The organism is Rheinheimera sp. 4Y26 (assembly GCF_025245835.1).
Taxonomy (GTDB): domain Bacteria; phylum Pseudomonadota; class Gammaproteobacteria; order Enterobacterales; family Alteromonadaceae; genus Pararheinheimera.
Genome location: NZ_JAOBWS010000007.1, coordinates 79,065 through 105,710, shown reverse-complemented (window position 1 = coordinate 105,710; position 26,646 = coordinate 79,065). Strand labels below are relative to the sequence as shown.

Genomic DNA, 26,646 nt, shown 5'->3' with positions numbered 1-26,646 from the left:
GCGGTGTTTTTTTATGGATTTGGGCCAAATCCCGGTGGTTTTCGCGTTAAGACATTCTCAGCCTTGCCGTGAACAACAGCAAGGCTGAGCTCACACCGGCACCATCATCAGTTGAGTTACCGAGTTATCTTCGTTCAGTTGTTCCAGCCGCACGGTAAAGCCCCAGAGCCGGTGCAGATGTTTCAGCACAGAAGGATAACTTTCGGCAAGCGGCACTCTGTTATTGGGGATAAAACGTAAGGTCAGCGAGCGGTCGCCGCTGACATCGACATTCCACACCTGAATATTGGGTTCGATATTACTCAGGTTATATTGTGCCGACAGCATCTGCCTGATTTTCTGATACCCCTCATTGTTATGAATAGCAGCAACTTCCAGTGAGTTGTCTTTGTCGTCATCGACAATGGCAAAAAGGTGAAAATCACGGATGACTTTTGGCGATAAATACTGGCTGATAAAACTTTCATCTTTAAAGTTTTGCATCGCAAAGTGTAAGGTTTGCACCCAATCTGAACCTGCTATATCCGGAAACCATTGTTTATCCTCGGCTGTTGGCTGCTCACAAATACGGCGGATATCAGTAAACATGGCAAAACCAAGTGCGTAAGGGTTGATGCCGGAATAATATTTTGAGTTATAGGCGGGCTGAAACACCACATTGGTATGGTTATGCAGTACTTCCAGCATAAATTTGTCAGTCACCAGGCCTTCACCATACAGATGCTGCAAAATGGTGTAGTGCCAGAAAGTTGCCCAGCCTTCGTTCATCACCTGGGTTTGTTTTTGTGGATAAAAATACTGCGAAATTTTGCGCACTATCCGCACAATTTCCCGTTGCCAGGGTTTTAACAATGGGGCGTTTTTTTCAATAAAATACAGGATGTTTTCCTGTGGCTCGGCCGGAAAGTGACGCTCTTGTGTTACCGCATGCTGCTCTTTGTTTGGAATGGTTTTCCAAAGCTGATTCACCTGAGACTGCAAATAACTTTCGCGGTCTTTTTGCCGGCGCTGCTCTTCATCCATCGAGATTTTCTGCGGTCTTTTATAGCGGTCAACACCGTAATTCATCAGGGCATGGCAGGAGTCGAGAATATCTTCAACTTCGCTGACCCCGTATTTTTCTTCACAGTCGCTGATGTATTTTTTGGCAAAAACCAAATAGTCGATAATAGAGGAGGCGTCTGTCCAGGTTTTAAATAAATAGTTGTTTTTAAAAAAAGAGTTATGTCCATAACAGGCATGAGCCATCACCAGCGCCTGCATGGTAATGGTGTTTTCTTCCATCAGGTAAGCAATACAGGGATTGGAGTTGATGACAATTTCATAGGCCAGCCCCATATGGCCTCTTTTGTAGTTTTGTTCGGTCTGTATAAACTTCTTGCCATAAGACCAGTGGTGATAACCAATAGGCATACCCACGCTGGAATATGCGTCCATCATTTGTTCTGCGGTGATAATTTCAATCTGATTCGGGTAATAATCCAGCTGATAAAATTTAGCCACTCGTTCAATTTCAGTCTGATACTGATGGAGTAATTCAAAAGTCCAGTCCGGACCATCCGACAGCGGCTGCACCGTTGCAGCTGTGGTTTTTCGTTTAGCGGTCATAGCGCACTCCTTAGCAGCACGGGGCCGCAGGCATTCTGATTAGCTGGCACCATGTCAGGCTGACTGCCTGTTCACACTTTTGCGAAACAGTTCGCGGAACACCGGATAAATATCACTGACTTGCCGGATAGGCTGAATGGCAAAATTATCAAAGCTGCGCAGCAGCTTTTCATATTCGAGCCACAGGCTTTGATGGGGCCGCTGTGTAATTTCGATATAAGCGTAATAGCGCACCCAGGGCAGCAATTCTTCGGTCAGAATAGTGGCACACTGCGGGCTGTCATCGGCCCAGTTGTCGCCGTCGGACGCCTGTGCCGCGTAGATATTCCACTGTGTTGGGTCGTATCTTTCTTTGACAATTTCAGCCATCAGTTTCAGCGCGCTCGACACTATGGTGCCGCCTGTTTCCTGTGAATAAAAAAACTCCTGTTCATCCACTTCTTTGGCCTGAGTGTGGTGACGGATATAGACCACATCAACATTCTTGTAACTGCGGCTTAAGAACATATAAAGCAGAATATAAAAACGTTTGGCCATGTCTTTGGTGGCTTGATCCATAGATCCTGATACGTCCATCAGGCAGAACATTACAGCTCTGCTGGTGGGTTCCGGCCTTTTGGCAAAATTGCGAAAACGTAAATCGAAGCTGTCGATAAAAGGCACGGCGGCGATGCGTTTTTTTAGCTCTTCAACTTCAGCTCTGAGTTGTTGCAGCTTGTGCTGGTCCGGCACCGCATCCTGCTCAAGCAAAGCGATTTGTTGCTCCAGCGCTTTCAGATCTTTCTTTTTGCCGGCACTCATGGCAACACGACGCGCCAGTGAACCTTGCAGTGAACGCACAATATCAATATTGCTGGGTACCCCTTCCGAGCGGTAACCAGCGCGCACATTTTTAAATTGCACCAATTTATCTAACTGATTTTTCTTCAGATTTGGTAGCTCTAAGTCTTCAAACAATAAATCCAGGTATTCGTCTTTTGAAATGGAAAATACAAATTCGTCTTCACCTTCACCATCCTGACTGGCATCACCCTGGCCCGAGCCGCCGCCCTGACCACCTAAAGGTCTTTTGATCCTGTCGCCCGGGCTGAACTGATCATTGCCCGGGTGGATCATTTCTCTGTGACCCCCTTTGCCCTGATGAAAAAAGGGCTCGGTAATGTCACGGCCAGGAATAGACACAGACTCACCGCTGTCGATATCGGTGACACTGCGTTTACTGATGGCATCGGAAACAGCCTGTTTAATTTGCTGTTTGTAACGGCGGATGAACCGTTGCCGGTTCACCGCACTTTTGTTTTTTCCGTTCAGGCGTCGATCGATAAAATGCGCCATAAAACCTCCGGCTAACCCCTGGCATCACTGAGACTTGCGAACGCGCAGATACCATTCTGACAGCAGTCGCACCTGTTTGCGGGTGTAGCCTTTTTCCATCATCCGATCGACAAAATCATCATGTTTTTTCTGATCATCAGTCGAGGTTTTGGCATTAAACGAAATCACCGGCAACAGCTCTTCGGTGCTGGAGAACATTTTTTTCTCGATCACAGTGCGCAGTTTTTCATAGCTGGTCCAGGTTGGATTTTTGCCATTGTTTTTAGCTTTGGCTCTGAGCACAAAATTAACAATTTCATTGCGAAAATCTTTTGGATTACTGATGCCAGCCGGTTTTTCGATTTTCTCCAGCTCAGCGTTTAAGGCGGAGCGGTCGAATAACTGACCTGTTTCCGGATCGCGGTACTCCTGATCCTGGATCCAGAAGTCGGCATAAATCACATAACGGTCGAAAATGTTCTGACCATATTCAGAATAAGATTCCAGATATGCGGTTTGAATTTCTTTGCCAATAAATTCAACATATTTAGGGATCAAATAACCTTTCAGATGTTCAAGGTAACGCTCCGCTACATCGGCCGGAAATTGTTCCCGTTCAATTTGTTGTTCCAGCACATAAAACAAATGTACCGGGTTGGCGGCCACTTCAGTGCTGTCAAAGTTAAAGACCCTGGACAAAATCTTAAAAGCAAAACGGGTGGAAAGCCCGGTCATACCTTCGTCTACACCGGCGTAATCGCGGTACTCCTGATAGGATTTTGCTTTTGGATCTGTGTCTTTTAAACTCTCGCCGTCATACACCCGCATTTTGGAGTACAGGCTGGAGTTTTCCGGCATTTTTAATCGGGATAACACAGCAAATTGTGCCAGCGAAGTCAGGGTGCCTGGTGCACAAGGCGCTACTTTTAACTCGCTGTGCTCAAGCAGTTTTTCGTAAATTTTGACTTCTTCTGACACCCGCAGACAATAAGGCACTTTGACGATATAGACCCGGTCTAAAAAAGCCTCATTGTTTTTATTGTTGCGGAAGGTTTGCCATTCAGATTCGTTACTGTGCGCCAGAATAATGCCTTCAAAGGGTAGGGCGGCTAAACCTTCAGTGCCGTTATAATTGCCTTCCTGAGTGGCAGTGAGCAGTGGATGCAGCACTTTAATCGGTGCTTTAAACATCTCAACAAATTCCATAATGCCCTGATTGGCTCGGCATAAAGCACCGGAATAACTGTACGCATCCGGGTCATTCTGGGCAAAATGTTCCAATTGGCGGATATCCACTTTGCCGACTAAAGAGGCGATATCCTGATTGTTTTCATCCCCGGGTTCAGTTTTGGCGATGGCAATTTGATCCAGTATGGACGGATATTTTTTCACCACGCGGAACTGGCTGATGTCACCGTTAAACTCATGCAGTCTTTTACTGGCCCAGGGTGACATGATGGTTTTTAAATAACGTTTTGGAATGCCATATTCCTGCTCCAGAATGTTGCCATCTTCCTGACCGTCAAACAGGCAAAGCGGGTGGTCGTACACAGGAGAGCCTTTGAGATAATACACCGGCACCTGTTGCATCAGAGATTTCAGTTTTTCCGCCAGTGAAGATTTACCACCGCCCACAGGACCTAACAGATACAAAATTTGTTTGCGCTCTTCCAGCCCCTGAGCTGAGTGTTTCAGATAAGAAACTATTTGTTCTATCGCATCTTCCATGCCGTAAAATTCAGAAAAAGCCGGATAACGGGCAATCACCCTGTTGGAAAATAACCGGCTTAATTTGGGATCTTGTGCTGTGTCGATAAACTCCGGCTGACCGATGGCCATCAATAACCGCTCAGCAGCACTGGCGTAACAGCTTTTATCGTTTTTGCATAAAGCGAGGAATTCAGAAATGCTGTATTCCTCTTCTTTTGATGCTTCGTACCTAGACTTATAGTGCTCAAAAATGCCCATATGCACCTCCGCAACCTTGTCAAAGAAACTTGAGACTGAAACTGATGCTGTAATTCAAGGTTAGACAGTAAAACTACGCTTTGCTTGGCTAATTCACAGAATTTTATGCAATTTTCGATAAAGCGTTATTTCAGTTTGGTCTGATTGGCAACAAGCGTAGCCGAAGAAAAGCAGAGGTGAAGACAATAAAAAAACCCGGTTTAAACCGGGTTTTCTGTGATTGGCAACCAGAAGTTACGCCAGAGTAAAAGTATTACTTGGCGAAGTTTTCGGCGGCAAATTTCCAGTTCACCAGCGCCCAGAAGGCGTTCAGGTACGTAGGACGGGCGTTACGGAAATCGATGTAATATGCATGTTCCCATAAATCTACAGTCAGAACAGGCGTCAGGCTGGCGTCTGTTAATGGTGTACCGGCGTTGCTGGTGTTGACGATATCCAGAGTGCCGTCTGCTTTTTTCACTAACCAGGTCCAGCTTGAACCAAAGTTGTTCACTGCTTTATCGTTAAAAGCAGTTTGGAAAGCAGCAAATGAACCCCATTTGGCGTTGATGGCATCAGCTAAAGCACCTGTTGGTTCGCCACCGGCATTTGGAGCCAGGCAGTGCCAGTAAAAAGTGTGGTTCCAGATCTGCGCGGCGTTGTTAAATACCGGGCCTTCTGAAGTTTTGATGATATCTTCCAGTGATTTACCAGCAAATGCAGTGCCTTCAATCAGAGAGTTCAGCTTCACTACATAAGCGTTGTGGTGTTTGCCGTGGTGGTAGTCCAGAGTTTCTGGGGAGATATGAGGTAATAATGCATCTTTTGCGTATGGTAATGCTGGTAATTCAAAGGCCATTCTAATTCTCCACTGACATTGTTTATGGTTTCTGCATCGCGTAGACTACAAAACCTGACTAAAATACTCAAGTTTTACCTGAGGTTTTGCCGGTTTCTTCGCCTGTTAATGCACTCTTTCTGCGGACATTAATTTTTGGGGCAAAACTTGAAAACTCAAGTGGCCGGCCACAATTCATCTGGTAAAATGCGCTAACTTTTTATGTGCCCCAGGGCAGAGGTTTTTATGGAAACTATCGACAAAATTAAACAACAACTGGCAGACAACCCAATTATTCTGTTTATGAAAGGGTCGCCAAAATTCCCGAGCTGTGGTTTTTCCGCTCAGGCGTCTCAGGCGCTGATCGCTTGTGGTGAACAATTTGCGTACGTCGATATTCTGCAAAACCCGGATATCCGCGCTGAATTACCAAAATTTGCCAACTGGCCAACTTTCCCGCAACTGTGGGTGGAAGGTGAGCTGATTGGTGGTTGTGACATTATGCTGGAAATGTTTCAGCGTGGTGAATTACAGCCGTTAATTAAAGAAACTGCGGCTAAATACAAAAAGCCGGATGCAGAATAAGCAGCACTGAGTACTGTTGCCGCAATCATCATTGCGGTTATCGAAAAAAAGCAGCGTCAGCTGCTTTTTTTATGCGGTTTGGTCTGAGCCTGGATTTGCTGCAGGCTTAAAATCTGAATAACACGCCTGTCTCAGCCAGCGTCAGTTTCTGAGTCTTTTTCAGCACAATCTTCATCATTGTTGTCGTCGGCAAATAATGGCGGAGGCCAGCCACCAAGAGCATGCCAGCGATTAACGATGTAACAAAAGAGTTCTGCAGTGCGCTCAGTGTCGTACAAGGCGCTGTGCGCTTCTTTGTTATCAAAGGCAATGCCTGCCGCCTTACAGGCTTTGGCCAGCACTGTCTGTCCTAACGCCAGTGCTGCTAAGGTTGTAGTATCAAAAGACACAAAAGCATGGAAGGGTGAACGTTTGATATGATTACGTTCAACAGCGGCATTTAAAAAACCCTGATCAAAAGCTGAGTTATGAGCGACCATCACCGATCTTTGGCAACCTGCGTCTTTTTGCGCTTTGCGTACAGCTTTAAAAATTTCAGTGAGCGCTTCGCGTTCAGACACAGCACCACGCAATGGGTTGTAGGGGTCGATGCCATTAAAAGCCAGCGAGCTTGGATTGAGCACTGCACCCTCAAAAGGCTCTACATGAAAATGCAAAGTGCGGTCAATGCACAGGTTGCCATTATCATCCATGGTCAGCAGTGTGGCGGCAATTTCCAGTAACGCATCGGTTTGGGCATTAAAGCCTGCGGTTTCTACGTCGATAACTACAGGATAATAACCACGGAATCGTTGCGAAAATAATGTTGTTTGTGTCATATCCAAACCAGCCTGACAATGGGGCACGCAGTATGCCAAAAAAAAAGCCGGTCGTCTTGTTGCGGCACAGCCTTTGCAGGAAAAATCTTATCAGCCAGCAAATGCTGGCAATGCCCCAACTGGAGAACAGCGTGTGAAGGCTGGAGGTGTAATGAAATTTGTTGGTTATCTGTGTCTGAGCCTGTGTTCCCTGCAGCTTCTGGCCAACAGTGAACAATCGCCATTGCCGGCTGAGCGGCAAAATGTGCGGCAATATGTTGCCACTATTGAACAGGCAAACTGGTCCGTAAAAACCGCCACCGCACTGCAATGTGAACTCAGTCACACCATTCCTAATTTTGGCGAGGTGAGTTTTGTCAGTCATTCCGGCAAAGAGCTGAATTTACAATTTGCACTGAAAATGACGCGGATGCCGGATGATTATGGGCTTGCCAAAGTATTGTCGGTGCCACCAGCCTGGCGTGCCGGTGAGCAAGCCAAAGCCATTACCGATTTTGAACTGTTAAAACAATTTGATGGTGATTTAGCTAAAAAAGAAGCCTGGACTTTGTTGACCGAGCTGGAGCAGGGCTTTAGCCCAACCTTTTATTTTTCCGACTGGCACAGCCCCTTTGACCAAATTGCAGCTTCGGTCAATCCGGTGCAGTTTGCCGGCCCTTATCAGAAGTTTAATCAATGTATGGCGGGTTTATTACGTTATACCTTTGACGATATTGCCATGACAGTGCTGAACTATCAGTCCAACAGCGACGAGCTGACACGGGAGTCAGCAGCAAGGCTAAAACAAATTGCCGAATATCTGCAGCATGATAAGAGCATCGTCTCAGTGCGGATTGATACCTACACCGATAGTTATGGCGGGCGCTGGATCAACGAAGAATTGTCACGTAAAAGAGCGGCGACCTTAAAAGCCTTTTTTGTAGAGGCCGGTATTGAGGAAAGCAAAATTGATACAGAAGGTTTTGGCGAAAAACGTCATGTGGCACCAAACGATACGCCAAGAGGACGCGGTGTTAACCGCAGGGCGGTGATCCAGCTCGCCCGGCTCTGAGTCTTCAGCTTAAAGTAACTCGCAGCTTTACGCAGACTAAAGGTGCGGCCAAGCCAGCAAACAGATTGAACTGTAATCCAAATCAACAAGGCGTCTTATCAGGACGCCTTTTGTTTGGCTAAAAACCGCGCCGGATGGATAAGTGCACTGAGCTTTTCCGAAAGGGGTGAGGGTTCCCCACACAAATCCGCAGCCAGGTGCTGAGCAAGCAAAGGGGCAAATAGCAAACCACGGGCGCCCAAACCGCCAAAGAGGTGAAGGCCTGGCACAATAAATCCAGCAACCGGCAGATGATCCGGCACTGTAGTACGAAGCCCTGCTTTGGCGGAGTCCACTTTGGCATCGTGAAACCAGGCCGGTTGTTGTAAAACCTGCTGCACCAAAGCCAGGTTGGCCTGGTTGTCGCTCTCCAGCAGCAGTGCTTGTTGCCTGCTGCGGTCAAAAGTAGCGCCGACACAATGCAGACCATCGAGCGCAGGCGTCAGATAACCCTGATGGCAAATCACTGTTTTTAAAGGTGCCATAGTCTGTGATTTCACATGACTGACCTGGCCACGCACCAGGTTTAACGGCAAAAAATTGGTCTGGGCAAAACTATGGAGTTGGCTGCCACAAGCCAGCACCAGGTTTTTGGTAAACAAAAGTTGTGGTTGATGACTATGTATATTTTCTGTTTCTAATTGCCAGGTTGCACTGTCAGCCAGCCATTGCAACTGATTGACCTTGCAGCCGAAAATAACTTCAAAACCGCTTTGTTGCTGTAAATGCTGCAGTGCTGCCTGACAAAAGGCCTGAGGCGCTATCCAGCCACCGGCCGGATAATACAAACCAGCAAAGGGCAGGGATAAACCAGCAACAGCGGACGCTTGTTCAGCATCAAGCTTTTGAAATAAACAGCCCTGATAAGCCGGCTCTGCAGTCATTTTTTGCTGGCGTAAAGCCAGTGTCTCATTGCAGCCGAGTGTGAGTACTCCACAAAAGTCCGCTGGAAAATCAAACTGCTGTTTTAGATTCTGGTAAAAGCGACCGGCAAAACCAAAGGCCAGTGCGTGCAGCATAGACACCGGACTCCAGCTCGCCTGCAGCTGCGGATACAAAGCACCTTGTCTGTTATGGGAGGCTTGCTGCGCCACAGCATCATCCATACACAACAATCTGACCTGACGGCCGCGCTGGTGCAGTGTCAGTGCCAGGCTGATGGCCGCCAGACCGCCACCAACAATAGTGGTCGTCTCTGGTGGTGCTGTGGTTTGAGTAGCAGCTGGCGGTTCAGCTGCTTGCTCAGGATGTTCTGGCAGATGAGGTTGGGATGGAATATCAGGCTGAAAAATGCCAATACACATTTCGCGTTTGCGGCCATAACCTTTGACTTTTTTCATGGCAAAGCCCACCTCTGCCAAACCACGGCGCACCAGACCAGCGCTGGTAAAAGTGGCTACAGTTGTGCCGCGTTGGCTTAAGCGTGCCATTTGGCGGAACAATTCAGGTTGCCACATCTGCGGGTTTTTACTGGGCGCAAACCCATCCAAAAACCAGGCATCGGCGCTGTTCTGCACGCTCAGTTGTGGCATAGAATCATGTACATCGCCAAGCCATAAATCGAGGGTAACCCGGCCTTCGTCAAATTGCAGACGATGACAACCGGCCACCGGCTCCGGATATTGCGTCAGCAACAAAGTGGCAAGTTCAGCCAGCAGCGGCCAGCTCTCGAGCGCTTTGGCCAGATCGTCTTTTTTCAGTGGGTATTTTTCAAAGGTGCTGAAATACAAACGTTCACAACAAACGGATGGCGCTTCTTTTTGTGCCACACGGAAATTTTGCCAGGCCAGCAGGAAGTTGAGCCCGGTGCCAAAACCGGTTTCGATAATATGAAAATAACGATGCTTATGATTTAAAAAGCGCTGTGGCAAACCGTTTTGCTGCAAAAACACGTATTGGGTTTCTTCCAGCCCGCTTTCATTGGAAAAATACACATCATCAAATAAATCAGAAACCGGGGTTCCCTGTTCGTTGTAGTGAATTATGGCGCTTTGAATAGGTTGCATAACGGGCTCTCAAAAAAAACGCCACAGTTTAACCTGATTGTCATTTGTTTGGATAATAGTGTACAACTGTGCGCTGAAATTGGACCAGTTTGGCATTAAAAGTCCGTACAATGTTTTTCGTTAATTTTTTATCCAACGTTTTTCGGTCTCAGACCAGCTTCAGGAGTCAGAATGAAAAGAGCAGTGATCACCGGATTGGGCATAGTCTCCAGCATCGGTAACAATCAGGCGGAAGTATTGGCGTCATTAAAAGCCGGCCGCTCAGGGATCACCTATTCACAGGAATTTGCCGATCTGGGCCTGCGTTCGCAAGTCTGGGGAAATATCAAACTCGACGCCAGCGAGCTGATTGACCGCAAAGCCTTACGTTTTATGGCAGACGCTGCCGCTTTTGCTTATATCTCTATGCAGCAAGCCATTGAAGATGCCGGTTTAACTGAAGAGCAGGTGTCCCATCCTCGCACCGGTTTAGTGGTAGGTTCAGGTGGCGCTTCGTCCAAAACTCAGGTGGAAGCTGCTGACATTCTGCGTGAAAAAGGCGTAAAAAGAGTAGGCCCTTATGTGGTACCAAAAACCATGTCGAGCACCTGTTCTGCCTGTCTGGCCACACCTTTTAAAATTAAAGGCGTGAACTATTCCATCAGCTCAGCCTGCGCCACCAGTGCCCATTGTATTGGTCATGCGGTAGAGCTTATTCAGCTGGGTAAACAGGACATTATTTTTGCCGGTGGTGGTGAAGAGGTGCACTGGACCTTAGCGATGGAATTTGACGCTATGGGCGCGCTGTCGAGCAAATATAATGAAACCCCTGAGATTGCTTCACGTACTTATGATGCGAATCGCGATGGTTTTGTGATCAGTGGCGGTGGCGGTATTCTGGTGATTGAAGAACTGGAACATGCTCTAGCCCGCGGTGCCAAAATTTACGCTGAAGTGGTGGGTTATGGCGCAACTTCTGATGGTTACGACATGGTGGCGCCAAGTGGTGAAGGTGCTGTGCGTTGTATGCAAATGGCAATGCAAGGTGTGGATGCACCTATCGATTACGTCAACACACACGGTACCAGTACCCCGGTTGGCGATGTCAAAGAGCTGGGCGCTATTCAGGAAGTATTTGCCGGCAAATCTCCGGCAATCAGCGCCACCAAAGCCATGACAGGCCATGCTCTGGGCGCTGCCGGTGTACATGAAGCCATTTATTCACTGCTGATGATGGAGCACGGTTTTATTGCGCCGTCGATTAATATCAGTGAGCTGGATGAAGCGGCCAAAGGTTTGAATATTGTGACAGAAGCCCGTCCGGCCGATTTAAATACGGTGATGTCCAACAGCTTCGGTTTTGGCGGCACCAATGCCACTTTAGTGATGCAGAAATATCGCGCTTAATAACAGTACCGCGGTTAATGCTGTTAATCTGCAGTTCAATCTATTGAGTACGCCAACAAAGCCACCAACAGGTGGCTTTGTTTTTGGCCGCGTTTTAGAATGCCGGCCTGACTTGTTATCCGTATGATTACAGCTCGCCTATAAAATCTCTGGCAGGATCGCTGATGTTAAAAATTTATGCTGATGAAAATATGCCTTATGTGCAGCAGTTTTTTGCCGAATTAGGGCAGGTACAGCTGGTAGATGGCCGCAATCTGATGCCTGCGCAAGTGGCTGACGCTGATGTGCTGCTGGTGCGTTCTGTTACCAAAGTGAATGCCGGATTATTGTCACAAAACAATAAGTTGCGGTTTGTAGGTACTGCAACTATCGGGGTTGATCATATCGATCAGTCTTATCTACAGCAGCGTGGCATCAGTTTTAGAAGCGCGCCTGGCTGCAATGCACAGTCAGTGGTGGAGTATGTGCTGAGCAGTTTGTTTTTATTGGCTGAACAGCAACAAAAACCGCTGCAGCAATGGACTATAGGTGTGGTGGGGGTTGGGCAGATTGGCTCACGTCTGGTCAAAGCGTTACAGGCTTTGCAGGTAAAGGTATTGCAATGCGACCCGCTGCGTGCGTCTGTTGAGCCGGACTTTGCACATACTCCGTTTGTAGACTTGCTCAAACAGGTCGATGCGTTGAGTTTTCACGTACCGCTGGTCAAAAGCGGTGAGCATGCCACCTTAAAACTGCTGAACAGCCAGACATTGACGCAGTTAGCGCCAGAGGTGGCCATTATTAACGCCTCGCGTGGCGAAGTAACCTGTAATCAGGCGCTGCTTGCTGAGGCGCAAAATGGCACAGCAAGGCCGCTGGTGCTGGATGTCTGGGACAATGAACCTGACGTGTTAAAAACGCTGGTGCCTTATTGTCGTATCGCCACAGCCCATATCGCAGGTCACAGTATTGAAGGCAAAGCGCGCGGCACGGAAATGTTATATCTGTCGCTTTGCCGGTTGTTAAAAATTCAGCCACAGAATAGCCTGCATGATTTTTGCCCACCGCCTGTGATGGAAATGCTGCAAATTTCTGCAAATTTTAGACTTTCAGATGTCCAAAATCTGTGCCGTATGTTATATGATGTCCGCCGTGATGACGCTTTATTCAGATACCATCTGAATGGCAACGGGTTTGACTGGCTCAGAAAACATTATCCACCGCGACGTGAATTCAGTTCGTTGCGGTTAGCAGCCCCCGGGGGCGCAATACCAGAATATTTAACGCAGTTAGGTTTTAGCAGCCAGTAAAAGAGGAAAGACGATATGGCGCAGCAATTCGACGTCGCAGTATTAGGCGCAACCGGTTTAGTCGGTCAGCATCTGATTGAAATTCTTGAACAACGCGATTTTCCGGTGAAACGGTTGATCCCTTTAGCGAGTAGTCGTTCTGCTGGCGGTTTTGTCACCTTTAAGGGTAAACAGATTGAAGTGCTGGATGCTGAAACTTTTGACTGGTCGGAAGCACAAATTGGTTTATTTTCGGCCGGTGGCAGTGTATCTGCCATTTACGCCCCACGTGCAGCCGACGCCGGTTGTGTGGTGATCGACAACACCTCACACTTCCGTTATGAAGCGGATATTCCGCTGGTGGTGCCTGAAGTAAATGCCCATGCTATTGCTGATTATCGTAACCGCAACATCATCGCTAACCCAAATTGCTCGACAATTCAGATGCTGGTGGCGTTAAAACCTATTCACGATGCTGTGGGTATCACCCGCATTAACGTGGCCACTTATCAGTCGGTGAGCGGTGCAGGCCAGCAGGGTGTAGAAACGCTGGCGCAGGAAACAGCCCAGCTGTTAAACGGCCGTCCTATTGAAAGTACAGGCAAATTCAGCCGTCAGATCGCTTTTAATGTCATTCCGCAGATTGATGTGTTCCTGGACAACGGTTACACCAAAGAAGAAATGAAAATGCATTGGGAAACCCAGAAAATCATGGGTGATGACCATATTGCAGTGAATGCAACAGCAGTGCGGGTGCCGGTGTTTTATGGCCATGCCGAAGCTGTGCACCTGGAAACCCGTCATCCAATCAGCGTGGAGCAGGTAAAAGCCTTGCTTGCCAATGCTCCAGGTGTGACGCTGCTGGAAGACAATGCTGATTTCCCGACTCAGGTTGGCAACGCTCAGGGCCAGGACGATGTTTTTGTTGGCCGGGTGCGCAAAGACTTGTCTTATGAAAACGGCCTGAACCTGTGGATTGTTGCTGACAACATCCGCAAAGGTGCTGCCACCAACAGTATTCAGATTGCTGAACACTTGATCCGCGATTATTTGTGAACCGCGCTCGTCGGTAATCTGAATACAGGTTCATAAAAAAGCTCCCAACCGGGAGCTTTTTTATTGTCAATTGAACACCACCTTCATGGAGGTGGTTTTGACGGCGGTTGTGTTATGTCGTTTTGCTCAGGCAACAGCCTGCCAAATCATTGCTTTTAAATTAATTTCCCGTCTTTAGTTAAGTTTCCGCTGTTTCGGCAGATAAAATTGCATCACTGCAGCAAAGCGCAGATCGCATTGTGCGGCAAACTGGTTTAGGATCGGCGCTTTGAACTGCCAGTGAATGTGGAACAATGCTTGCAGTGAAGATTTTATTCTCAAAAGCTGAGGCGATGACACCGCATCTTCGAGTGGGCTCAACGGCCACTGCAGCGGTAAAGGATATTGGAATGCATCATCTGCGATTATTGATCCTGTTGCTGATTGTCAATTTTATGACGGTCGCCTGGGCGGACACCACGGCCAAATTACGTGGTCCCAAAGAATTTGACGCGCCTGCAGTCACCAGGCTTGGGCCTTTGTCGTCGCGTGACACCCTATGGCGGCTGGCCGAACAAGCCAGGCCAGATCCACGCCTGAACATGTATCAGGTGATGTATGCCATTTATCAGAAAAACCCTGATGCCTTTTTAGATGACAACTTTAATCATTTAAAACCAGGGGCTTATCTTGAAATCCCAAGCTTACGTGAAATTCTGGCAGTGAATGCCGTTGAAGCTCAGCGTAAATCGGAAAATGACGACAGGCTGTGGGCGGAAAAAATCCGCCTGGCATCTCAGGCCAAACCGGAAGATAAAACAGCCAAAGCCGATGATTTAGCCAAAGCAACCCGCGAAATTACCGAAGAGCTGAGTCGGGTTGAAGCCCAGCAAACAGAACGACTGTCTGATTTGCGTGAGCGGCTGGGCGCCTCGATGACCAATGTTGAAACCATAGTTCAGGAAAATACCCAGCTGAAAAATCAGCTGGATACTGTGGTGAAAGAGCTGACTGTGGTGAAAAGTCAGCTGGATAAAGACAGCGAAATTCAGCTGCAGCTACAGCAGTTATTGCAACAACAGGCCGAGTTACTGGCGCAACAACGCGAACAGATCCGAAAAGCCGAAGAGGGGTTTAATTTTGCCGAGTTCTGGCAAAAATTTGCCGCAAGTCCGGTTGGCTGGGCCATTATGGGCTCGTTACCTGCCGTGGTTCTGTTATTGGTGATAGTGTCGGTGATCCGCCGCCGTGGTCAAAAAGCTGCAGCTGTGGTGAGCGCTGCCACAGCCGCACCTGCGGTGGATCCAAATTACCGTTCACCTTTGCCGCCTTTGGATGACAGCCTGGACTTTGATGAAAGTAGTCTGATTAATCTGGACGACTCGTTATTAAATCAGCGGATGCAATCGGATATCCGGCTTGATGACGATAATCAACCGGCCCGCAGCAGCAAAGCAGCCGTCAGTTTCCCTGACGATGATTTATTGGATGATTTTTCGCCGACACCAACAGCAAACACTAAAACAGACTTTGATCTGGACGATTTGCTGGACGAGCCTTTTGATACCCCGGCCAGCAGCACGGCAAAAACAGCGTTTGACCCGAACAATATTTTATCCGGTGATGACTTAAATTCGTTATTCGCCAGTGCTGAGGATGAACCGTCTTTTAGTGCCAAAACAGAATTTGATCCTAATAACATTCTGTCGAACAACGATTTAGATTCATTGTTTGAAACTCCGGTTGCCAATAGTGCCGCTAGTGCCAATAGCGCCGATGAAGATCCGGATGCTATTTTTGCCAGCGCTCTGGCTGCCCAGCAGGCGGCTGAGGTGATGGACGACGATTTATTGCCGGATACACCTTTGTCTGCTGACGCATTACAAAGTGCTGCGGCGCAGGCCGACGAGTTTGACGAGCTGCTGGAAGAAATTGAGCTGGATATTCCTGCTGATAAAGACAGTAGCAATGACAGCATTGATTTGGATGAAGATTTTGATATTGACGCTCTGGTTGCGCAATCACAGCCACAACAGGCTGCTGCTCCGACGCAATCTGTTGTGGCAGAGCCGGTTGCGCCAATAGCTGCTGCAGCAATACCTGAACCGGCTGCTGATGCTGATGATTTTGATATTGATGCATTGTTGTCGGCCAATAGTACTGTTAGCAGCAAAGCCGAAGCTGAAGCACCACAGTTTGACAGCTCTGAGCTTGATGCTTTTGCCGAGTCGCTGGCCGAAGAGCGGTTGCCGGACGAAAGCAACCTGCAGCAGTCTTCAAAAGCGGACGAAGAAGAGGCCATTACCGAACTGCTTGAAGCTGATGAATCTGAGCTTTTTAACGAACTTGATGACATTATGACCGAAGTCGCTCAAATCAGGGCGCAGAGTCAGCAAACCGCAGCGTTGACAGAGCTGGAACTGCCATCTGCCGCGCTTGAGCAAGCACAACAAGACTTTGATGAAGCCGAGTTATCGGTTTCGGATATCAGTCAGATGCTGCAGGAGTCTGATGAAACTGCGTTTGATATTGAACCCGTGCTTTCTGACGTGTCTGAGCTGGCTGAACAGCCTGAGCAGGCAGAAGAAGTTTTGCCGGCAGCAGAGCCTGAATCTGACGATACTTTCAGTGCTGATGATATTTTGCTGGATGAGGAGCTTGGGCTTGGCGGTGAAACAGCGGCAGATTTACAGCACGCCGGCTCATTTGCTGCGGCGCAGAATATGCCGGATCTGGAAGAGCTGGACGATGATTCAGTCAGTAAACTTTATGATGCAATTTCTTCAGTGGAGCGGCCAAGCAAGGTGCTGGATGAATATCCGGAGCTGGAATTGGAAGACGAATTTGCGATTGATGCAGATATTTTCCCTGATGATGCGCTGCTGGCAGAGCCACAACGGACTGATACAGAGCAGGCAGAACCAGCCCTGTTGTCGCAGGCTGAGCAAATGGCTGACAAGGCGCTGCTCACTGAATTATCTGAGCTTGAAGACACCAATTTTGACGATATGTTACAGGCGCTGGACGAGTTGCAGCCTGAGTTGTTGTTATCTGAAGATGAGCCGGAACCAGATGCCAGCGCAATGGCAGTAGAACCAGTCACTCAAGCACTTGAGCCTGCAGAAACTGGTCAAACTCCGGTGCACGATCTGCCAGATTATGTGCATATTGATAAATTGTTGGCCGCCACTGAAGACGATATTGAAGCTGAAATGGCGCCAGGTCTGAATATCGATGTGGGTCTGGCTGATTTTGAAGATTTAATTGCAGCCGATGAGATGGGTGATGTTGATCAGGCTGATGCTGGTTTTGCCGGACAGCTGGATCTTATCCGTGCTTATAACGAAATTGGTGATACCGACAGTGCCCAGCAGTTGATTAAAGAAATTCTGGCATCAGACGCACCGGCCCATGTCAAACAAGAGGCAATTCATCTGCAAAATTCCTGAGACTTTAGACTCAGATAACAAGACGTAGTTTGCCAAAAAGGCAATAGCGCTTAAATCAACACAAAGATGCGTTCATCCGCAACAATCCTGACTGAGCCGGAACTGTCATACAGTGCCGGCTTTGTTATTTGGCTGCTGCTGACAGAACTTTGGGAATTGCCTTGTGCTTTGTTATACTCGCGCCGGATAAAAAAGGAGTATGCATGCGCATTGCTATGGGTATCGAATATGACGGCACCGGCTATTTTGGCTGGCAGCGTCAACGTGAAGTCAAAAGTATTCAGGGTGAGCTCGAGCGCGCGCTCAGTCAGGTTGCCAATGAACCCATTGAAATTTTCTGCGCAGGCCGCACCGACGCCGGTGTGCATGGTACTGGTCAGGTCATCCATTTTGATACCCAGGCGCAGCGCGATATGCGCGGCTGGATCATGGGCGCGAACTCTAACTTGCCTGTGGGTATTGCGGTGCGCTGGGCAAAAGTTGTTTCTGATGATTTTCATGCCAGGTTCTCAGCTACAGCCCGCCGTTACCGTTATGTGATTTATAACCGCAAATATCGTCCAGCCATTTTAGGGCAGGGGCTGAGTCATTATCATCAGGATATTGATGTGGCGCTGATGCAACAGGCAGCGCCGGTATTGCTTGGTGAGCAGGATTTTTCGTCGTTCCGTGCCATTCAGTGTCAGTCTAATACGCCATTTCGTAATGTCATGCATTTGAATATCGAACGTTTTCAGGACTTTATTGTTATTGATATCAAGGCAAATGCGTTTTTGCATCATATGGTACGTAATATCACCGGCAGTTTGCTGGAAGTGGGCATGAAAAAACGCCCGCCCGAGTGGATAGCTGAGCTGTTGGCAGCCAAAGACCGCACTCTGGCAGCGGCAACTGCCAAAGCCGAAGGGTTATATCTGGTGGCGGTGGATTATCCGGCACAGTTTGACATCCCGCAGGGCGCGCTTGGCCCTTTATTCCTGCCAGACTAAACCGTTGGTACTGCCGGCTCAAGCCTGGCAGTACCAAAGAATTCAGTTGATGCCTGCATTTTTTGCAGAGCTGGACAGACCTGTTTCAGCCTGCACTACTAAGACCAGTTTTTTATGTTGCTTCTGCAACCTTTGTGTTTTAATAACCGCCGTTTGCCATATTTTCGCTGAATTTTGCACAAATTTACGAAATCTGTGCGCGAAAATCGTACAGTGAGATCTAAGGAATATTTATGAGTTGGTTAGAAAAAATCCTGCCCAGAACCTCGTCGTCGGCACGTCGTAACATTCCGGAAGGGGTGTGGACCAAATGTACCGCTTGTGACGCAGTGTTGTATAAGGCCGATCTGGATCGCCAGCTGGGCGTTTGCCCAAAATGTGACAACCATATGCGGATTGGTGCCCGTGAGCGCCTCGCCAGCTTTTTAGACACCAATACAGGTGTGGAAATGGCCGCTGAGTTAGAACCTCAGGACGTGCTGAAATTTAAAGATTCGAAAAAATACAAAGACCGTATTGTGGCGGCGCAAAAAGAAACCGGCGAAAAAGATGCCATGGTGGTGATGCGTGGTTCGCTCAAAGGTATGCCCGTTGTGGTGGCCAGCTTTGAGTTTAACTTTATGGGCGGCTCTATGGCCTCAGTGGTCGGCGCCAAGTTTGTCAAAGGTGTTGAATTTGCCCTTGAACATAAAGTGCCATTTATCTGTTTTTCTGCTTCAGGCGGCGCGCGGATGCAGGAAGCGTTGTTTTCACTGATGCAAATGGCGAAAACCTCGGCCGCACTTGCCAAACTCAGTGAAGCCGGTTTGCCTTATATTTCGGTATTAACAGACCCGACTATGGGGGGGGTTTCTGCCAGTTTAGCCATGCTCGGTGATGTCAATATCGGTGAGCCCAAAGCGTTGATTGGTTTTGCCGGCCCGCGGGTTATTGAACAGACAGTACGCGAAAAATTGCCAGAAGGTTTCCAGCGCAGTGAGTTCCTGCTGGATCATGGTGCTATCGATATGATTGTTGACCGCCGTCAAATGCGCGATACAATTGCCCGATTAGTAGCAAAATTCATGCGACTGCCAGCTCCGGTGTCGGAGAATCGCGTCGCCTAAGGCGTTATGAACTCTCAAGCGGTATCTTCCAGCCAATCGTGCCAGACTCTGGCCGATTGGCTTTCATTTATTGAACAAAGCCATCCTATTGATCGTATCGAACTCGGCCTGGAGCGTGTGCTGCAGGTGGCAGAACGTGGTCAGCTGCAACAACTTCCCGGTATTAAAATTCTGCTTGGTGGCACCAATGGCAAAGGCAGCAGTGCCCGTTGTCTGGAGCAATTGCTGTTAGCGCAGGGTTATTCGGTTGGCGTGTACACTTCACCACATTTGCTGAAATTTAATGAACGGCTGCGCATCAACAATCTTGATGTCAGTGATGAGCTTTGGGCCAGTGCTTTGGCGAAGGTGAATACACTGCGTGCAGATACTGCCTTAACTTATTTTGAATTCACCACGCTGGCGGCTTTTTCGGTATTAAAACAAGCCAGGGTTGATGTTTGTATTATTGAAGTCGGTTTGGGTGGCAGGCTTGATGCCACTAATATTATTGAGCCTGACCTGAGTGTATTAACCACCATAGATTTAGATCATCAGGATTGGCTCGGCGATACCAGAGAAAAAATTGGCCGGGAAAAGGCCGGTATTTTCCGTGCCGGTAAACCGGCAGTGGTGGGCGACCTGGCCGTGCCGCAATCAGTGCTGGATGAAGCAGCCCGAATTGGCTGCGCATTGAAGCTGGTGAACCGGGATTATCGTTATCTGTTGGCCGAAACTGGCAACAGCTGGTCGTTTCAGGGTGTTCAGCAAAGTTTCAGTGCGCTGCCGCTTGCCGCTTTACCGCTGCAGAATATGGCCACCTGCCTTGCTTGTCTTGAAGCGCTGAATTTATTACCAAACGGCGATACCCTGAGCAAAGTGTTGTCTGAGCTTCAGCTGGCGGGACGGATGCAGTGGCTAAGCAAAACACCTGCGGTGTTGCTTGATGTGGCGCATAATCCGCAGTCGGCGGCGTACCTCGCCGGCAAACTCAGTGAAATAGCACCGGCGTATCGCAAAGTGCATGCGCTGGTAGGCATGCTTAAAGATAAAGATATGCGCCAGAGTCTGGCGGATTTTGTGCCTTTGGTGCATCAGTGGCATCTGGTCACTTTACCCGGGCCGCGCGGTGCCAGTGCAGAGCAGCTGGCTCAGCAATTGCCGGAAACAGCAGTTTCACATTGTTATGAAAATATGCACAATGCATGGTCAACTCTGGCGCCCACACTTGCCGCCGATGATTTGGTATTGATTTTTGGTTCATTTGTCACAGTGTCACAGTTTCTGACACTCTGGCCGCAAGGAAATGTATGACAGCTGTATTTCGAAACCGTCTGATTGGCAGTGCTATTTTAATTATTGCTGCCATCGTCTTTTTACCGGATTTACTTGATGGCCAGAAACAGGTCAGTAAAGACGATTTTAAAGCGATACCTGAGCGTCCGGAATTTGCGTCTGTCGCGCAGCAACAGGTTTTTGCGCAGGATCAGCATGATGCCAGCAGAGCTGAAGCTATGGCGTTGCCGCAGGAGCAAAATTCAGATCCGGACCCGGTGCCAGACAGCGCTGTACAGCAGGGGGCGACCGATGTGTTACCTGATCAAACTTATGCATCTGTCAGTACCGACAGCGCTGCAGCCAAACCAACAGAGCTGACAGAACCGGCAGCAAAAACAACAGAAACAGCCCCAGTGCAGCAGCCGGTTGCTGAGCCGGTGAAAGCCGAAGAGACTATAAAACCACAGCCTAAGGCAGATGAAAAAGCAAAACCTGCGACTGACACTGCACTGACAAAAGCGGCCTGGGTGGTGCGGGTGGGTTCTTTTAGCAAAGAAGCCAATGCCAATGCGCTGATAAGTAAGCTCAGAGCCGCTGGTTTTGCCACCTTCAGCCGCAAGGTGGTGAACGCTCAGGGTCAGACTATGGTCAGCGTGCTGGTTGGCCCTGACCTGAAAAAAGAGAAACTGGAAAACAGTCTGAGCCAGCTGCAGACTTTGGCTGATGTGCCAAAACTGAAGGTGGTTCCGTTTCAGCCGGTTGAAAATAATTAGCCTAAGCGGCGCGCCTTTTGATAGAATGCGCGCCGTCATCGAGCAGCCTTTGGAAGCACATGGTCTGGGTTGATTATGCCATTCTGGCAATTATCGGATTATCGACTGTTATCAGTCTGATCCGCGGTTTTGTAAAAGAAGCCATTTCTCTGATCGTCTGGATCGCGGCATTTTTTGTCGCCAGTCATTATTATCCTTATCTTTCGCCGTTTTTCTCCAACATCGACAATCTGTTGATCCGCAACGCAGTGGCTATCGCTGTGTTGTTTATCTGTTGTCTGTTGCTGGGCGGTCTCTTTAATTACCTGATAGGAAAACTGGTGCACTCAACGGGCCTTAGCGGCACCGATCGTTTGCTTGGCCTATTGTTTGGTGCATTGCGTGGTGTACTGGTGGTCAGTGCATTGTTGTTTTTTCTGGACGCTTTTACGCCTTCAGCCGGATCCGACTGGTGGAAAGCCTCAGTCCTGATCCCAGAATTTGATTTTATTATTGAATGGTTTTTCAGTTACCTGAAAGACAATTCCAGTTTTATGCAACAGACATCAGCGCTGACGAGGTAAGGTTCCATGTGTGGTATTGTTGGTATCGTAGGTAAATATCCGGTCAATCAAGCCTTATATGACGGCTTAACCGTGTTACAACATCGCGGTCAGGATGCAGCCGGTATTGTTACTGTCGATCAAAACCGGCTGCGCTTGCGTAAAGCCAATGGTCTGGTCAAAGACGTCTTTGAAGAACGCCATATGGAGCGTTTGGCCGGTAATATCGGTATTGGTCATGTGCGTTACCCGACGGCAGGCTCTTCCAGTACAGCCGAAGCTCAGCCTTTTTACGTGAATAGCCCCTTTGGTCTGGCTTTGGCCCACAACGGCAACCTGACCAACGCTGAAGAAGTGAAAAACGAACTCTTTAAAGTAGCGCGCCGCCATGTCAATACCAGTTCAGATTCTGAGGTGTTATTAAACGCACTGGCGCATGAACTGCAGGGTGATAGTGCCATGCAGCTGATGCCTGAAGCCATTTTTAATGCCGTGGCCAATCTGCACCGCAAAGTGCGGGGTGGTTATGCGGTGGTTGCACTGATTATCGGCCATGGTTTAGTGGCGTTTCGTGACCCACACGGCATTCGTCCTTTGGTGATGGGTAAAAGGGAAACAGACAAAGGCACCGAATATATGGTCGCTTCCGAAAGTGTGGCGCTGGATGCTGATGGTTTTACCGTATTGCGTGACGTGTCTCCCGGTGAAGCTGTGTACATTACTGAAGATGGTCAGTTGTACAGCCAACAATGTGCTGAAAACCCAACTTATACACCCTGCATTTTTGAGTATGTATATTTTGCCCGTCCGGACTCTACTATCGACAACGTGTCTGTGTATGCGTCGCGGGTGGCGATGGGCAAAAAGCTCGGTGAAAAAATTAAAAAAGAATGGGCGCATCTGGATATTGATGTGGTGATCCCAATTCCGGAAACCAGTAACGACGCGGCTTTACAAATTGCCACTGAACTTGGCCTGCCGTACCGTCAGGGTTTTGTGAAAAACCGTTATATTGGCCGTACTTTTATTATGCCTGGCCAGGGCCAGCGTAAAAAATCGGTGAAACGTAAACTCAATGCCATCTGGCAGGAGTTTAAAGGCAAGAACGTGTTGCTGGTAGATGATTCTATTGTGCGTGGTACTACTTCTGAGCAAATTATTGATATGGCCCGCGAAGCCGGTGCCAACAAAGTGTATTTTGCCTCAGCTGCACCGGAAATCCGCTTCCCGAATGTTTATGGTATTGATATGCCGTCGGCTAACGAGCTGATTGCCCATGGACATGATGCGGAAAGTGTCTGCAAGATTATTGGTGCTGATGGCCTGATCTTCCAGTCGTTAACCGATCTGGTGGAAGCTGTGCGTAGCCAGAATCCGGATATTAAAAAGTTTGAAACTTCGGTATTTGATGGGGTTTACGTCACCAATGACATTACCCAGGAGTATCTCAACAGATTAGACGCAGCGCGCAATGACGCCAAAAAAGGTGGTAAAGCTGCGTTAATGGCCGGGAATCTGGAAACTTATAACGAAGGCAACTAATTGCAGTTGTAAAAACAGCTAGTCACCAATAACAAAGGGAGCCAAGGCTCCCTTTGTTATTGGTGACTAGCTGCGCTTTGGTGATGCGCTAATGGGTAAATACCGGCTGGAAGCCTGAACTCCATAAAATCGCTGTTGCTGTTAACACACAAACCAACAGCACCAGACCGCAGGTAACCACTGAACTTGCATAGATAAAACCACGCTCTTCCGGGATGTGCATCAGAATAGGCACACCGACATACAACAAATATACTGAGTAAGATAACCCTGCTAAACCCACCAGCATCACAAACCAAAGTTCCGGATACAGAGCGGCAATGCCCACCATAAACAGCGGAGTTGACGTATAAGACGCCAGTTCAAGCGTTTGGGTGTAGGTTGGTTCTGAACCAAAGGTGTGTGCCATCCAGTGTGCCAGATAAGCCAATGCAAAAACCCCCAGGATCAATGCGATATACATGGCAACGGCCAGCATCAGTGCACTTTCAGACGTTAAACTGATAGGTTCGCCAACCCCTATACTCCAGCCGATATGTACTGCGGAAAAATAAGCACAAACCGACGGGATCAGTGCCACCAGCAAAATATGGATCAAACTGTATCTCAAGCTCTCGTGACGGGCATCGATGGTTTGCCATTCTTCTTTCGGGTGGGCGTACAGCCCCCATAAGTGATTTAAGATCATATTTTAGTTATCCTTGTCGACTGCTGAACTAATGGTGTCTGAGTGACTAGCCAACACTCATAATTAAGTTATGGCTAACGGAGCTTATCCCGTCAAGTTTGCCCCTGAATATCCAGCTGTTTTCTAAGTTTAATGACCAGTTCAGGAAAAACCGTCTTGGTGCCCGGCTGTGCCGTCGTTATAATGGCGCGTCTTTTTTCTGGGGTAAAAGTTGTGGCTGTGGTCCTTTCTGAAGAAATTGCGGAGTTAGTTGCACCTGTGGCCGGTTTTCTGGCATGCCGGACACCACAAGCCTGGTTAACCAAGGCGGCAGAAGCGCAGCAGCTGAGTGCATTATTGATTGATCATGCAAACTGTGAAGTGAAAGCTGCCATGACGGCACACAGTATGATTCGGCGTTATTGTCTGCCAAAGGGCAAAAAACAGTTGATCCCGAATCTGGATTTTTACCAGTGTATTGATGTGGAAGAGGGCGGTTTACACGAGCAGGACTTTCTGGAAAAACGCGCTTTAACAGCAGCGCTGAACTCCATCAGCGATATCACTCATAACGACGATATTCTGGCAAAAATGGCCCGTCTGGCGCGGGAAGAAATTCATCATTTTGAACAAGTGATTGAACTGATGAAAAACCGGGGTATTCCCTACATGCCAATGCCCGCCGGCCGTTACGCCAAAGCCATGCTGACGCATGTACGTACTTATGAGCCTGAAGCATTAATCGACAAGCTGATTATCGGTGCTTTTATTGAAGCGCGCTCCTGCGAGCGTTTTGCAGCACTGGCGCCTTTGCTCGATGATGAACTGGCAAAGTTTTATATTTCGTTATTACGTTCTGAAGCGCGGCACTACAGCGATTATCTGGAACTGGCACAAAGTTACAGTAAAAAACCTATTGATGAGCGTATTGCTTTTTTTGCCGAAATTGAACGGGATTTAATTCTGACTCCTGATACTGAGTTCCGTTTTCATAGTGGTGTGCCGGCCTAAACGTTATAAACATATTTTGTGTTGCCTTGCGCAATGCGACTCAAGTTTACTAGACAGCATTAGCGGGAAATAAAAAGGAGCTACTGATAGCTCCTTTTTACCTTTAGAAGGCTTTTGGTCGTGCAGTAAAACAGGGCTCAGGCTCTGACTTTAGCGTCAACTTCAGGTAAAGCCGCAAAATGCAGCTGCCAGTGCGCTGGGGTTATTTCCAGATAAGAGCTCTGCTGATACCAGTCGCCAACCACATAACGATAAGCGGCGCTACCATCGGCTAATTCCAGCTGATGCACTGCAGGTCTGTGGGTATGGCCGTGAATTAAGTGTTTTACCGCATGAGCCATCATCACTTTCGGCACTTCGTCTGGGGTCACATCCATAATCATGGCAGTCTTGGCTGACTTATCTGCTTTGCTGATCCTTCTGGCTTTGCGCGCCAGATGCTGGCGATACCAGAGGGGCGTTGACAAAATAAGCCACTGCCACCAGGGTTGATCCCACCATTTGCGAAACTTCTGATATTGCAAATCCAGAGTACAAAGGCTGTCGCCGTGCATTAGTAAGGTTTTGGTGCCGTATAAATCCACCACAGTTGCCGGGGGCAGCAACTGAAAACCTGCTCTTTGGGAAAAACGGGTTCCCAGTAAAAAATCGCGGTTGCCGTGGCAAAAATATAACTGAACACTCTGACTGGCTAACAGCTGCAGCGCTTTAGCGACCTCAGTGAGTAAAGGCGAGGGGTTATCATCACCAATCCAGACTTCAAACAGGTCACCGAGGATATAAAGTGCATCAGCATGAACAGCTTTTTGCTTTAAAAAAAGCAAAAACGCCGCGGTTATATCCGGGCGTTCCTGGCTTAAATGCAAATCAGCAATAACGAGGGTTAAACCCTTAGCCATGCAGTTCTGCTTTTTCAATCACAACGTTTTCAACCGGCACATCGGCATGACCAAATTTGCGGCCAGTTGCTACCGCTTTAATTTTGTCGACCACGTCCATGCCTTCAACCACTTCACCAAATACACAATAACCCCAGCCAGAAGAAGTTTCTGAGCTGAAATTCAGGAAGCTGTTGTCGGCAACGTTAATAAAAAACTGGCAGGTAGCAGAATGTGGGTCATTGGTACGCGCCATGGCAATAGTGCCTTTTTTGTTTGGCACTTTGTTGTTGGCTTCGTTTTTAATCTGGGCTTTGGTTTCTTTTTGCTCCATATCAACAGTAAAACCACCGCCCTGGATCATAAAACCATCAATCACACGGTGAAAAATAGTGCCGTCGTAAAAACCTTCGCTGACATAACTCTTAAAGTTTTCCACTGTTGCCGGTGCTTTGTCGGCAAATAACTGTAATTTAATAACGCCAAAATTGGTGTGTAAGCTGACCATAAAATATCCTCTGCATAAAGAGCGAAAAA

At 48.2% G+C, this 26,646-nt stretch carries 23 protein-coding genes; 13 read left to right on the top strand and 10 right to left on the bottom strand.

Annotated features, from left to right (window positions below):
• Window positions 1-90: 90 nt before the first annotated feature.
• From N3Z11_RS10840 to N3Z11_RS10825, 4 genes are all read right to left on the bottom strand, one after another.
• Entirely contained in the window at window positions 91-1,608 is a 1,518-nt protein-coding gene (locus tag N3Z11_RS10840) for a SpoVR family protein (protein ID WP_260657195.1), read from the bottom strand.
• A gap of 54 nt (window positions 1,609-1,662) precedes the next feature.
• Window positions 1,663-2,943: a YeaH/YhbH family protein gene (locus N3Z11_RS10835; protein ID WP_260657194.1), complete on the bottom strand. Its 1,281-nt coding sequence runs from the start codon at window positions 2,941-2,943 to the stop codon at window positions 1,663-1,665.
• 24 nt (window positions 2,944-2,967) lie between these two features.
• Window positions 2,968-4,890 (bottom strand): PrkA family serine protein kinase, encoded by a 1,923-nt coding sequence (locus N3Z11_RS10830; RefSeq protein ID WP_260657193.1) that lies wholly within the window; start codon window positions 4,888-4,890, stop codon window positions 2,968-2,970.
• 253 nt (window positions 4,891-5,143) lie between these two features.
• Window positions 5,144-5,728, bottom strand: coding sequence for a Fe-Mn family superoxide dismutase (locus N3Z11_RS10825; protein WP_260657192.1), 585 nt, complete (start codon window positions 5,726-5,728; stop codon window positions 5,144-5,146).
• 225 nt (window positions 5,729-5,953) lie between these two features.
• On the opposite strand from N3Z11_RS10825, the gene N3Z11_RS10820 reads away from it, so the two are divergent.
• Window positions 5,954-6,292: a Grx4 family monothiol glutaredoxin gene (locus tag N3Z11_RS10820; RefSeq protein WP_260657191.1), complete on the top strand. Its 339-nt coding sequence runs from the start codon at window positions 5,954-5,956 to the stop codon at window positions 6,290-6,292.
• Window positions 6,293-6,423: 131 nt separating this feature from the next.
• On the opposite strand, the gene rnt is transcribed toward N3Z11_RS10820, so the two are convergent.
• Window positions 6,424-7,110: a ribonuclease T gene (rnt, locus tag N3Z11_RS10815; RefSeq protein WP_260657190.1), complete on the bottom strand. Its 687-nt coding sequence runs from the start codon at window positions 7,108-7,110 to the stop codon at window positions 6,424-6,426.
• 151 nt (window positions 7,111-7,261) lie between these two features.
• Here rnt and N3Z11_RS10810 point away from each other — a divergent pair, with 151 nt between their 5' ends.
• Window positions 7,262-8,161 carry an OmpA family protein gene (locus tag N3Z11_RS10810; protein WP_260657189.1) on the top strand — a complete coding sequence of 300 codons (900 nt, stop codon included), beginning with the start codon at window positions 7,262-7,264 and terminating at the stop codon, window positions 8,159-8,161.
• A 98-nt stretch (window positions 8,162-8,259) separates the two neighbouring features.
• On the opposite strand, the gene mnmC is transcribed toward N3Z11_RS10810, so the two are convergent.
• Entirely contained in the window at window positions 8,260-10,206 is a 1,947-nt protein-coding gene (gene mnmC / locus N3Z11_RS10805; protein ID WP_260657188.1) for a bifunctional tRNA (5-methylaminomethyl-2-thiouridine)(34)-methyltransferase MnmD/FAD-dependent 5-carboxymethylaminomethyl-2-thiouridine(34) oxidoreductase MnmC, read from the bottom strand.
• A 171-nt stretch (window positions 10,207-10,377) separates the two neighbouring features.
• Here mnmC and fabB point away from each other — a divergent pair, with 171 nt between their 5' ends.
• The 3 genes from fabB (at window position 10,378) to N3Z11_RS10790 (ending at window position 13,916) form a co-directional block, all read left to right on the top strand.
• Window positions 10,378-11,592 carry a beta-ketoacyl-ACP synthase I gene (gene fabB, locus N3Z11_RS10800; RefSeq protein WP_260657187.1) on the top strand — a complete coding sequence of 405 codons (1,215 nt, stop codon included), beginning with the start codon at window positions 10,378-10,380 and terminating at the stop codon, window positions 11,590-11,592.
• Window positions 11,593-11,756: 164 nt separating this feature from the next.
• Window positions 11,757-12,881 carry a 4-phosphoerythronate dehydrogenase gene (locus N3Z11_RS10795; RefSeq protein ID WP_260657186.1) on the top strand — a complete coding sequence of 375 codons (1,125 nt, stop codon included), beginning with the start codon at window positions 11,757-11,759 and terminating at the stop codon, window positions 12,879-12,881.
• A gap of 15 nt (window positions 12,882-12,896) precedes the next feature.
• Window positions 12,897-13,916, top strand: a complete 1,020-nt coding sequence (locus N3Z11_RS10790) for an aspartate-semialdehyde dehydrogenase (protein WP_260657185.1) — start codon at window positions 12,897-12,899, stop codon at window positions 13,914-13,916.
• Window positions 13,917-14,090: 174 nt separating this feature from the next.
• Here N3Z11_RS10790 and N3Z11_RS10785 read toward each other — a convergent pair whose 3' ends face one another.
• The gene (locus tag N3Z11_RS10785; RefSeq protein WP_260657184.1) at window positions 14,091-14,276 is read right to left on the bottom strand and encodes a hypothetical protein; all 186 of its coding nucleotides are present in this window, start codon (window positions 14,274-14,276) and stop codon (window positions 14,091-14,093) included.
• Between the two features lie 29 nt (window positions 14,277-14,305).
• Here N3Z11_RS10785 and N3Z11_RS10780 point away from each other — a divergent pair, with 29 nt between their 5' ends.
• The 7 genes from N3Z11_RS10780 (at window position 14,306) to purF (ending at window position 23,553) form a co-directional block, all read left to right on the top strand.
• Window positions 14,306-17,344, top strand: coding sequence for a FimV/HubP family polar landmark protein (locus tag N3Z11_RS10780; protein WP_260657183.1), 3,039 nt, complete (start codon window positions 14,306-14,308; stop codon window positions 17,342-17,344).
• Between the two features lie 203 nt (window positions 17,345-17,547).
• Window positions 17,548-18,333: a tRNA pseudouridine(38-40) synthase TruA gene (truA, locus tag N3Z11_RS10775; protein ID WP_260657182.1), complete on the top strand. Its 786-nt coding sequence runs from the start codon at window positions 17,548-17,550 to the stop codon at window positions 18,331-18,333.
• A 233-nt stretch (window positions 18,334-18,566) separates the two neighbouring features.
• Entirely contained in the window at window positions 18,567-19,439 is an 873-nt protein-coding gene (accD, locus tag N3Z11_RS10770) for an acetyl-CoA carboxylase, carboxyltransferase subunit beta (RefSeq protein WP_260657181.1), read from the top strand.
• A 6-nt stretch (window positions 19,440-19,445) separates the two neighbouring features.
• Window positions 19,446-20,732 (top strand): bifunctional tetrahydrofolate synthase/dihydrofolate synthase, encoded by a 1,287-nt coding sequence (gene folC, locus N3Z11_RS10765; protein WP_260657180.1) that lies wholly within the window; start codon window positions 19,446-19,448, stop codon window positions 20,730-20,732.
• A complete protein-coding gene (locus tag N3Z11_RS10760; protein ID WP_260657179.1) occupies window positions 20,729-21,469 on the top strand; it encodes an SPOR domain-containing protein in 741 nt (246 codons plus the stop codon). Before folC ends, N3Z11_RS10760 begins: the two co-directional genes overlap by 4 nt.
• Before the next feature lie 59 nt (window positions 21,470-21,528).
• Window positions 21,529-22,032 carry a CvpA family protein gene (locus N3Z11_RS10755; protein WP_260657178.1) on the top strand — a complete coding sequence of 168 codons (504 nt, stop codon included), beginning with the start codon at window positions 21,529-21,531 and terminating at the stop codon, window positions 22,030-22,032.
• Window positions 22,033-22,038: 6 nt separating this feature from the next.
• The gene (gene purF, locus N3Z11_RS10750; protein ID WP_260657177.1) at window positions 22,039-23,553 is read left to right on the top strand and encodes an amidophosphoribosyltransferase; all 1,515 of its coding nucleotides are present in this window, start codon (window positions 22,039-22,041) and stop codon (window positions 23,551-23,553) included.
• An 88-nt stretch (window positions 23,554-23,641) separates the two neighbouring features.
• Here purF and N3Z11_RS10745 read toward each other — a convergent pair whose 3' ends face one another.
• On the bottom strand, window positions 23,642-24,241 hold the full coding sequence (locus N3Z11_RS10745) for a Yip1 family protein (RefSeq protein ID WP_260657176.1): 600 nt from the start codon (window positions 24,239-24,241) through the stop codon (window positions 23,642-23,644).
• Window positions 24,242-24,454: 213 nt separating this feature from the next.
• Between N3Z11_RS10745 and miaE the strand changes: the two genes are divergently transcribed.
• Window positions 24,455-25,231, top strand: a complete 777-nt coding sequence (miaE, locus tag N3Z11_RS10740) for a tRNA isopentenyl-2-thiomethyl-A-37 hydroxylase MiaE (RefSeq protein ID WP_260657175.1) — start codon at window positions 24,455-24,457, stop codon at window positions 25,229-25,231.
• 137 nt (window positions 25,232-25,368) lie between these two features.
• On the opposite strand, the gene lpxH is transcribed toward miaE, so the two are convergent.
• Both lpxH and N3Z11_RS10730 read right to left on the bottom strand, forming a co-directional pair.
• Complete coding sequence (lpxH, locus tag N3Z11_RS10735; protein ID WP_260657174.1) at window positions 25,369-26,130, bottom strand: UDP-2,3-diacylglucosamine diphosphatase; 762 nt, start codon at window positions 26,128-26,130, stop codon at window positions 25,369-25,371.
• Window positions 26,123-26,617 (bottom strand): peptidylprolyl isomerase, encoded by a 495-nt coding sequence (locus N3Z11_RS10730; protein WP_260657173.1) that lies wholly within the window; start codon window positions 26,615-26,617, stop codon window positions 26,123-26,125. The genes lpxH and N3Z11_RS10730 overlap by 8 nt, the downstream gene beginning before the upstream one ends.
• Between the last annotated feature and the right edge of the window lie 29 nt (window positions 26,618-26,646).

Bases quoted from the DNA above. Each gene is read 5' to 3' on its own strand.
- N3Z11_RS10730 (WP_260657173.1), bottom strand. From the start codon at position 26,617: ATGGTCAGCTTACACACCAATTTTGGCGTTATTAAATTACAGTTATTT.
- N3Z11_RS10825 (WP_260657192.1), bottom strand. From the start codon at position 5,728: ATGGCCTTTGAATTACCAGCATTACCATACGCAAAAGATGCATTATTA.
- N3Z11_RS10840 (WP_260657195.1), bottom strand. From the start codon at position 1,608: ATGACCGCTAAACGAAAAACCACAGCTGCAACGGTGCAGCCGCTGTCG.
- N3Z11_RS10760 (WP_260657179.1), top strand. From the start codon at position 20,729: ATGACAGCTGTATTTCGAAACCGTCTGATTGGCAGTGCTATTTTAATT.
- accD (WP_260657181.1), top strand. From the start codon at position 18,567: ATGAGTTGGTTAGAAAAAATCCTGCCCAGAACCTCGTCGTCGGCACGT.
- mnmC (WP_260657188.1), bottom strand. From the start codon at position 10,206: ATGCAACCTATTCAAAGCGCCATAATTCACTACAACGAACAGGGAACC.
- N3Z11_RS10755 (WP_260657178.1), top strand. From the start codon at position 21,529: ATGGTCTGGGTTGATTATGCCATTCTGGCAATTATCGGATTATCGACT.
- rnt (WP_260657190.1), bottom strand. From the start codon at position 7,110: ATGACACAAACAACATTATTTTCGCAACGATTCCGTGGTTATTATCCT.
- folC (WP_260657180.1), top strand. From the start codon at position 19,446: ATGAACTCTCAAGCGGTATCTTCCAGCCAATCGTGCCAGACTCTGGCC.
- truA (WP_260657182.1), top strand. From the start codon at position 17,548: ATGCGCATTGCTATGGGTATCGAATATGACGGCACCGGCTATTTTGGC.
- N3Z11_RS10780 (WP_260657183.1), top strand. From the start codon at position 14,306: ATGCATCATCTGCGATTATTGATCCTGTTGCTGATTGTCAATTTTATG.
- lpxH (WP_260657174.1), bottom strand. From the start codon at position 26,130: ATGGCTAAGGGTTTAACCCTCGTTATTGCTGATTTGCATTTAAGCCAG.
- N3Z11_RS10745 (WP_260657176.1), bottom strand. From the start codon at position 24,241: ATGATCTTAAATCACTTATGGGGGCTGTACGCCCACCCGAAAGAAGAA.
- N3Z11_RS10810 (WP_260657189.1), top strand. From the start codon at position 7,262: ATGAAATTTGTTGGTTATCTGTGTCTGAGCCTGTGTTCCCTGCAGCTT.
- N3Z11_RS10830 (WP_260657193.1), bottom strand. From the start codon at position 4,890: ATGGGCATTTTTGAGCACTATAAGTCTAGGTACGAAGCATCAAAAGAA.
- N3Z11_RS10790 (WP_260657185.1), top strand. From the start codon at position 12,897: ATGGCGCAGCAATTCGACGTCGCAGTATTAGGCGCAACCGGTTTAGTC.
- N3Z11_RS10835 (WP_260657194.1), bottom strand. From the start codon at position 2,943: ATGGCGCATTTTATCGATCGACGCCTGAACGGAAAAAACAAAAGTGCG.
- purF (WP_260657177.1), top strand. From the start codon at position 22,039: ATGTGTGGTATTGTTGGTATCGTAGGTAAATATCCGGTCAATCAAGCC.
- fabB (WP_260657187.1), top strand. From the start codon at position 10,378: ATGAAAAGAGCAGTGATCACCGGATTGGGCATAGTCTCCAGCATCGGT.
- N3Z11_RS10820 (WP_260657191.1), top strand. From the start codon at position 5,954: ATGGAAACTATCGACAAAATTAAACAACAACTGGCAGACAACCCAATT.
- N3Z11_RS10795 (WP_260657186.1), top strand. From the start codon at position 11,757: ATGTTAAAAATTTATGCTGATGAAAATATGCCTTATGTGCAGCAGTTT.